At 30.4% G+C, this 8,788-nt stretch carries 8 protein-coding genes and 1 pseudogene; 8 read left to right on the top strand and 1 reads right to left on the bottom strand.

Features of this window, described 5'->3' with window-relative positions; all coding sequences use genetic code 11:
- Positions 1-36: 36 nt before the first annotated feature.
- Positions 37-411: a transposase gene (locus H964_RS12265; protein ID WP_408605205.1), complete on the bottom strand. Its 375-nt coding sequence runs from the start codon at positions 409-411 to the stop codon at positions 37-39.
- A gap of 414 nt (positions 412-825) precedes the next feature.
- Here H964_RS12265 and cas6 point away from each other — a divergent pair.
- The 8 genes and pseudogenes from cas6 to H964_RS12435 all read left to right on the top strand — a co-directional run.
- Positions 826-1,612, top strand: a pseudogene (cas6, locus tag H964_RS13580) (CRISPR-associated endoribonuclease Cas6).
- 6 nt (positions 1,613-1,618) lie between these two features.
- A complete protein-coding gene (gene cas8a1 / locus H964_RS10000; RefSeq protein ID WP_011915919.1) occupies positions 1,619-2,860 on the top strand; it encodes a type I-B CRISPR-associated protein Cas8b1/Cst1 in 1,242 nt (413 codons plus the stop codon).
- Positions 2,857-3,390, top strand: a complete 534-nt coding sequence (locus H964_RS09995; protein WP_011915920.1) for a hypothetical protein — start codon at positions 2,857-2,859, stop codon at positions 3,388-3,390. Before cas8a1 ends, H964_RS09995 begins: the two co-directional genes overlap by 4 nt.
- Positions 3,391-3,393: 3 nt before the next feature.
- Positions 3,394-4,542, top strand: coding sequence for a type I-B CRISPR-associated protein Cas7/Cst2/DevR (gene cas7i / locus H964_RS09990; protein ID WP_039767263.1), 1,149 nt, complete (start codon positions 3,394-3,396; stop codon positions 4,540-4,542).
- Between the two features lie 17 nt (positions 4,543-4,559).
- Positions 4,560-5,387 carry a type I-B CRISPR-associated protein Cas5b gene (gene cas5b, locus H964_RS09985; protein ID WP_011915922.1) on the top strand — a complete coding sequence of 276 codons (828 nt, stop codon included), beginning with the start codon at positions 4,560-4,562 and terminating at the stop codon, positions 5,385-5,387.
- Positions 5,380-8,106: a CRISPR-associated helicase/endonuclease Cas3 gene (locus H964_RS09980; protein WP_039767260.1), complete on the top strand. Its 2,727-nt coding sequence runs from the start codon at positions 5,380-5,382 to the stop codon at positions 8,104-8,106. The genes cas5b and H964_RS09980 overlap by 8 nt, the downstream gene beginning before the upstream one ends.
- Positions 8,107-8,150: 44 nt before the next feature.
- Positions 8,151-8,663, top strand: coding sequence for a CRISPR-associated protein Cas4 (gene cas4, locus H964_RS09975; RefSeq protein ID WP_039767258.1), 513 nt, complete (start codon positions 8,151-8,153; stop codon positions 8,661-8,663).
- Between the two features lie 5 nt (positions 8,664-8,668).
- A partial coding sequence (locus H964_RS12435; protein ID WP_193353825.1) for a CRISPR-associated endonuclease Cas1 occupies positions 8,669-8,788 on the top strand: 120 nt, incomplete at its 3' end.

The following is an 8,788-nucleotide window of genomic DNA, read 5'->3' as shown; positions in this document are numbered from 1 at the left end:
CCACACTTACGAAATCTTACAACTCTTCAATTTACGCTATGAATTGGATACACAAAATTCTTGACAAGTCTCTCTGAATCTTGAGAAAGTGGAGATGGAAGGAATTTTATTAAAGTTGCAGAAGATTCTGAGTTCGTAGGAATTGAATAATATAGCGCGCAGTTGTATTAGTGTAGAGAGCTTGAAGATTTTTTGGTTGAAGTGAGCGCAGAGCATAGATTGCAAAGAGAAATCTCTTTGTTTTCCGAAATGTTTGTAGTAGACTTTGAAGAAGGACTGAGGTATGAACTGGTTTAAGTCAATGAAGTTGCTGAAAAAGCCCAGTAAATTTTGTGGATTGTTGAGAGCAATGTTTTTAACATGCTCGTAGAGGTCAAGAAAAGATAATTGTTTGTTATGGTTTTTGAACATTTTATCTTCCTCCTTATAGAAAGTATGTTTTTGCGCAGTTTATTTTACACTATCTATGAAGAGGAAGGAAGACTTTTTTAAAGATTTTTAAGAGCTTGATAACGCTCATCTTGAGCGTTTTTGCAAAAAGCTAAGATTCTAATACAAAAAAGGAATATAAGGAGTATGAAAAGGAGCTTTTGAAGTATTTTAAAAAGGTTGAAAAGAAGATTTTGCAGAACTAAATACAATTCAAACTAATACTGCCTTGATACGGCAGCTTTTTTATTGTTTCTTGAAGCAATAAACTATCTGTCAAGCGTCTAAAAATTTAAAAATTTTTCGAAAATAAAGAAGGATTTTAACAATTAATGTTGAAATATAATATTTAATAAAAAACTGATGCGAATATTAAAAAAAGGTAGGATATTACACGTGAGAGCAAAGTTCATTTTTGAAGTGAGTAAAAATCAAAGTGAGGTACATAATCTTCCTGTCTATTACAGAACTATTTTCATAAGCTTTTTAAAAAGAGCACTTTCGCTGTATGACAAAGACTACTTTGATAGAATTTAGTGGTGGGGTGAAAAAAAGAATAAGTGGCAAAAACCTTTTGTCTTTGTTATAAATCTTCCAAATATGAACTTCCAAGATAATACTGTTTCTTTCAGAGGAGAAATTTTGCTTAATCTTTCCACATCTGACTATGAGTTTTTTGTAAACATGTACAATAGCTTACTCAACAATCGTCTCTATCCATACCCTTTAACAGACAGCTGCAAGATTACGCTTAAGCAAACGTATTTGGTAAGGGAACTAGAAAAGTTTGACTCAAAAATGACCTTCAAAACATTTGCTCCAATTTTAATTGAGAAAAAAGAAGGCAACAAAAAGGTGCCAGTTTTGCCTTTTGATGAAGGATTTGAAGAGATTTTCAACGATATTGTTGACTTTGAGATAAGAAATATTCGTCTTTTGAGAGGACAAAACAAAGGACTGCAAAAACGGTTGGTTTTCAGACCAATAAATATTCAAAAGACTGTTGTAAAACATAGAATTTCTGAATTTGTTGAAAAAAACGGGCAAAGATATAATGTTTTTGACAGGATTTTCTGGGTTATTTGAACTATCAGGAGCCCCGGAAGATTTAAAAGAACTGTATCAAAACGGCATGGGATTTAAGCGTGCACAAGGTTTTGGGTTTATTGAGGTGGCGAGGTGAGAAAAAATGGATAAGCTCATATTGTATCCAGGAAATTGGCTTTATAATGCTTCGGTGATTGGATTTTTAAATGTTATTTCAAGGAGATTAGGTGAAGATGTAATTGAAAGTTGGTTAAATGAAGATGGTGGCTTAACTATAGATAAAGCAATTTTTGACCCTGTCAAAATAGTTAAAGAAGATATACCTAAATCTTTGGTTTACTATGTAGAGTATTTAACTGAACATGAAGATATTGAAGAGTGGTTGGGGAAAAATAGTAATAGTGAGAAGTTAAAAGAATATTATGATAGGATGGGTGAATTTGGATATAAACTTGTGAGAGCTTTTAATAAATTATTTTCGAAAAACATGCCCTACCAGAACTTAGTGCAACAAGGAGATAGAAAAGAATTTATAACTTTTTTACTAAATTTATTTTCTGTGACTAATAATAAAATTACTTATAGATGTGATTTTTGCGGAATTGAAAGAGCCATAGAACCAAGGGAAACCAGCAAACTAGAAAAAAGACTTTTCAAATTTGACTTAATGCATTCTTCATTATTAGGAGCTTCGGCAGGAGAATTTCCAAACTCATTCTGGAATAATAGTGCATCGTTAAGAATCTGTCCCATATGTTCATATTTTATCATTCATCATCATTTAGCGCTTACTCAACTTGAAGATGGTTGGGAAATTTTTATAAATGCCCCATCATTTCAAGTTATGTGGTATTTGAATAAGTATATCAAAGCTATTAACGAGAAAGTAAAAACAGATAGAGTAAGAAGGTTATTAGGAATGTCTGTAATGGAGATGGCATTAAAAACAAATATTCAGCTTGGGAAATGGACAATGATGAACATAGAAGTGGTTAGTAAATTAAAGATTAGGATTAAAGGAAAGAAAGAATATTATAAAATAGGGTTTTATAGCTTACCTCATGAGGTAATTTCATTACTTTTAAATCGCAAAATTTCAAGCATACTGACTGAAATCGGAGAAACAAGTATTTTAAATTTAGTTTTAAGTCAAAATTATGAAAGAATTATGGAAATTGGAGAAAAGGTTTTTAAGATAGCCTTGAAAAAACTATCAAAAGAAAGTAACAAAGCTAAAAATGACAAGTCAGATGAAGATGATAAGTTTATTGCTCATTATTTTCAGTTGGTTAAAGAAAAGAGTGATTTAGTAAAAATATCTCAAAAACTTTTTGAACTTTATTTATTGATAATGGAAAAAACAAAAAAGGAGGCTCTGATATGAATGAAAAATTTAATTTTGATGAGATTAAGAAAACTTTAGAAGAAGCAATATTACAAAATCAAATTGAATTTAAGACATTTGCACAGGCAGTTAGCTCTTATAAAAAACTTGGGTTTGAGCTGGAAAAAATATTAGAATGGGCAGTAAATAACGCAAAAGGAGAAGATAAAATTAAGCTTTGGGGTTTGTATAAGGAATTCTCTTTACAGAATATTAGTGAGCTTTGTGAATGGCTAAGATGGTATGGAGAAAGTTTAAGAAATAGCAAAGTTTATGAGAGGTTTTTTGATAAAGAAAAAAAAGTTCCCAAAGCAATAACTTTTAGAGTCCTTGAATTAACAAGGTTAGGAAAGAGGGAAGAAGTTTTTCATATTATTCTAAGAGAATTTGTAAATGCACAAGAAGAAGTTGGCAAAAATTTTGTTAAAGCTTTTAATCCAAAGTATTCTGTTGAAGGCTTTAAAGTAATGGTATATTCATTTTTAAGTGCTCTGTTAGGTAAAGAAATGGAAAAAAATAAGGAGGGTTAAGAGATGTATTTTAATGAAAAAAGTTACATAAGGCATGTAACTGTAACAGCTATTTTTGAAGCTTGGGCTTTGAACAGAGACGAAAAAATTGGTGGTAATATATTATCCATTAAGAAATTAAAAAGAGATTTAGAAACAGTAAGTTATATAGGCAAACCTGGAATAAGACATTATCTCTTTGAAACATTAAAAAAAGGATTTGGATGGAAAGAGACTTTTGTAACTGTAACTAAACAACAGGATGAAACAAAAGTTATCCAATTTGATGTAACAAAGGATGATATTTTGTCAAGTCCAGAGCTTGACGCATTTGGATATATGTATACTATAAAAGGACAAGCCTCAATTACTCGAAAAGCACCCTTGGGAATAACAAAAGCTATAGGATTAAATTTATATTATGGAGATATGTCTTTTTATGCAAACCATGATCTTGTTAATAGAGGAATTAAACAAGGTATTGATGATATGTCACCTAATCCATATAGCAAAGAAGAACATATATCTTTTTATAAATTGAGTTTTACTATAGATGCAGATGTATTGGGTAAGGATGAATGGATTGTTGAAAATGAGCCAAAAGTTGAAGATGGAATTATAAAGATTATACTTTCAGAAGATAAAACAAAGCAAGTATCATATATTGAACAACTTGATGAAAGAGTATATAGGGTTGAGAAAGGTATTATTAGATATGACAAAATAGAATTAGTTGGTAAAAGGCCAAAATATAAAATAGTTTTTGAAATCAATAAAGAAGAAAAACTAACCCGTATCAAACAAATCCTTGAAGCTATTAAAGATGGACTTTATGCTCAGTCAAGTGGAGAAGCAAATACTTTAGTGCCACTATTTTTGATTGCAGGTTATGTAAAAGTTCCTTCGCCAGTATTTCACCCATATATTGAGATAGAACCAGTTTCAGGTGTAAAAAAATGCAGAGTTATAGGTGTTAATGATTGTTTAAAAAATAGCTGGATAGTAGACAAAGTATTTTTGATGGATTGTGAAAGAATGCAGGTAGAAAGAAAGGAAGAATTGATTTTCAATAAAAACAATTTGGGCAAGTTTGAGGTAACCGAAAATTGGGATGAGTTTTTAAAAGTCTTGGATGATGAATATACCACAAGTAGTCCATCCATAGGCGAATAATCAGGAAGGGAAGAGAAATGAAAGAAACTAAAAATTCTATTTATGCTTTAAAAATAAAGATATATCAGCCGCAAGCACACTTTAGAATACCATTTAGTTATCAAAGAAGGCATACTTACCCTATTCCACCTTATTCAACGGTATTAGGTTTGATAGCGAATATTCTTGGTATTAAAAATTTGCCAGGACAAGAGGAACCATGTGTAAAGGACAACTGTAACTGTTTGTATCACAAATTGAAACAAATTAAAATAGGAGTTTGTGGAAACTTTGAAACCAAAGTTGAAGAATACTTTTGGTTGAGAAACCTGAAGGCAGAAAGTCATATTGGAAGGTTTGGTTCAATAACAAATCGATATGTTGGTGGGCACATTGAACACATAGGTGGGCAGATGCCATGTATTGTCGATGTTTTGCATAATGCAAGAATTTTAATTTATTTGTATCATTGTGACAAAGAATTCTTGGAGGTTATAAAAAGTAGTTTTGAAAATCCTGTCAATAAAACTTCTGTTATGCATTTAGGCAGAGCTGAAGACTGGATAGTAATTGAAGATATAAGTTATGTTAATCTAATAATTGATAAAATTAATGGAAACTATAAAAATTTCTTCTGGGTTCCTGAAAAAGTTTTCGGATTTGATGGTAATTTTGACTTTAAAAAGGTTAATGGTTTGGCTTACAACATGACCTCTTTTTATAAAATTCAGAATGGAGTTAGAAACTTTAGGTGTATCAAAGCAAAACTAAATAATGGAGATTTTGGTGATATTGTTGCTTATTTTGATACAGAGGATAATATTCCTGTATTTTTAGCTGACTTTGAGGAGGATAAAGATGAGTGAAATTTGGGCAAAGTCAGTGAATGAGAAAAATAATAACAAAAGAGTTACTTTATCAAATCATGTCTCTGATGTGCTAAAGGTTTTTGAGTTTTTTAAAAAGAAATTTTCAGATAATCAATTTATCTTGAATGCGGCTGAAATTGCAATATTTTTTCATGATTTAGGGAAAGTGTTGCCATCTTTTCAAATAAAAGCTTTAGGTAATATTGGATATTATCCAAGGGATGTAGTTTATGAAATTCCACATTCATTATTTTCTGTTTTTTGGATTAATATAGACAAACTAAAGGAAAAGTTAAATAGTGAAGAATATTTAAATTATATAATTTCAGCAATTGCGTACCACCATTGGAAAGATAATTTTGACGAAATAATTTCTTTAGAGAATAAGCAATTGAAACAGGTGTGTGAAAAGGTAATTTATGAATGGAAAGATGAATTAAAGGAAAATCTTGACAAAGAATTCGGTAAAATTTCAAGTTATGATGAATATAAAGAATTAATTGATGTTAATATAACATGGCTAAAAGCTATTTTAAGTCATAGACTTTTTGTAAATTTAGCAGTGCCTCCATACAAATTTGACTATCATCCACTCAGGGGTGAAGTCAAAAAAGAATGGATTTTTATATCGGGAGTTTTGCAACGCTGTGACCATTTTGCTTCGTGGTGTGAAGAAGAGGAAACGGAAGAAGAGTTAGAAAATGTTGAAATTAATGCACCAGAAAGGGAATATATAGTTAAAACTATTTCAAGTAAAATTGGAGATAATGCTTGGCAATTCAAAGAATTAGAGAAGTGTTCAGAAAAAAACACTATTCTAATAGCACCAACAGGCTATGGCAAAACAGAGTTTGCGTTTTTATGGTCATCAGGAGAAAAGCTTTTTTACACTTTACCACTAAGAGCCTCAGTAAATAACACTTTTGAAAGAGCTAAAAATGCATTTGGGTGTAATAAGACAGGGCTTTTGCATTCGGATGCTGATGTATATTTGCTGGATAAAAGTTCTGATGAAACTGGTTCAATAAAGTTGTATGAACTTGCAAAACAACTATCATATCCTGTAATAGTCTCAACAGGCGACCAGTTTTTCCCATATGCATTGAGGCCTCCTGGATTTGAAAGGATATTTGTTTCTCTTTCCTATTCACGAATTGCAATTGATGAGATACAGGCATATTCACCAAAAGCCTGCGCTATAATTGTAAAATTTTTAGAATGGATACACAAAATGGGTGGGAAATTTCTTTTAATGACTGCTACTATGCCAAAGTTTGTAATAGATTATTTAAAAGATGTAATTCCTGACTTTTGTAAAAAGGTAAATTTTGTAAACATTTATGAAAAAGAAAAAGATGCATTCAGTAAACTTTACAAACACAAGATAAGATTGAACTTAATTGAAACAAAAGATAAACAATTTGATATTCCTGATGAAATAATTAGAGAGGTTTTACAAAAAGCAAAAGATAACAAAAGAGTGCTTGTAATATTGAATACTGTAGGTTTTGCGCAGAGTGTGTATGATAAATTGAAAAATAGTGCAGATGAACAATTGAAAGAAAGAATTTTTCTTATTCATTCCAGATATACGTTAAAAGATAGAGAAAATAAAGAATTTGACTATATAAACAACAAGTTTAAGAATCCTAAAACCGAAGATGTTGGCAAAATACTTGTTGCAACCCAAGTAGTTGAGGCTTCTCTAGACATTGATGCTGATATTTTATATACAGAAATGTGTCCTCTTGATTGTCTGGTACAAAGAATGGGGAGAGTTTTAAGAAGATATTTTTATAAAGATGGAGAAGTTATTAATAAAGGTAACAACAATAAGTTTAATTTAGATAAACCATTTAAAGCTTTTGAAAAAGAACATAGTGAAGTAAATGTAAATGTATTTATATTTAACAATAATAATTTACAATCTGGGGGACACAGAGTTTATTCAAGAGAACTTATTATACTTTCACTTGCATGGTTATGGAAGCTAAAGAATACCCAAAATAGTTTGGAGGAATTATTTAATAAGATTACTAAACAAAAATTTAATAATAATGAAATTGAAAAACTTTTTACAGATGAATTTACTGATTTGATTTCAAATAGGCAAAGCAGTGGCAAGAAAAGTAAAAAGAGTAAAGATGAGAATAAAGAAAGTGTTTATAAGTATCTCCTTTCTAATTCCGATTGGTTGAAAACATTAGATAAAATGGAAATTGAATTGTCAGAATATGATAAGTACATTTTGGTAACATTGTTTTATTCGAGCCTGAAAGAAGATGGTGATTATTTAAAAGACTTTTACAATACGCTTTATATTTTGAACAGTGGCTTAATGTCTGAAAGAAAGGTTGAAGCAGAAAGAATATTCAGAGATATTTCTGACGTGCAAATTATTACTAAAAACAAGTTTGAAGATTTTAAGAAGGATACTGAAGAATTTATAAAGTCAGTAGAGCATGATGATAAAAATAAAAGATTGCTCTTTACACAATTTAAGAAAAGTGTGTTATCTAAATATGTTGTTATGTATTTTTATTCAGCAAACTTCGAATTAGCTTATAAAAAACTTATAGCCGAGGTTGAAATGGATAATAAATGGAAACAAAGATTTAAGCGATGGTTATCAGGTATATATTTGAGTGATAAACATGACTACAACTATGACAAAGGACTAATAAAGATTAATGACGAAGATAAAGAAGGAAGATAAAGAAGATAGTTTTATTATTTAAAAAAAGAGAGTGAAAATTAGATATGGAAAATTATCAAGAGTTCAATGATCTAAAATTTCAGAGCATAAAAATCAACTACCTTTATGTTTGCAAAAGAAAACTTTGGCTATTTAGCAAAAACATAACTTTTGAAAATAGGTCTGACAAAGTGCTTCTGGGCAAAGTCTTACATGAGCATTCATATCCAAAAGAAAACAAAAAAGAAGTCCTGATTGACAACCTTATCATGATAGATATTTTATCAGACGGCAGTATCAGAGAAGTAAAATATAGTAGCAAAATGAAAGAAGCTGATATTATGCAGGTTATGTACTATCTTTACTATCTAAAGCAAAGAGGAATTCAAAAACAAGGAATAATCAATTATCCAAAGGAAAAAAGGAAAGAGGTGCTGAGGCTGACCCCTGAGTATGAAGAAAAGGTAAAGCACGCTTTAAAAGAAATAGAAGAAATTACAACAAGGTCTATTCCACCGCCGGCTACAAAGCAAAAGATATGCAAGTCCTGTGCATACTTTGAATTTTGCTGGGGGTAAGTCTGATGCAAAAAACACTTTACATAACCTCAAATGGAAGACTCAGAAGAAAAGACAACACACTTTACTTTGAGACAGAGACTGAAAAGAGGTCAATTGACATCGAAAACATTGAACAAATTCAT

Origin of the sequence: Caldicellulosiruptor sp. F32 (genome assembly GCF_000404025.1) — a bacterium.
Taxonomy (GTDB): domain Bacteria; phylum Bacillota; class Thermoanaerobacteria; order Caldicellulosiruptorales; family Caldicellulosiruptoraceae; genus Caldicellulosiruptor; species Caldicellulosiruptor saccharolyticus.
Note: the sequence above shows the minus strand (reverse complement) of the source record. Positions and strands in the feature narration are given on the sequence as shown.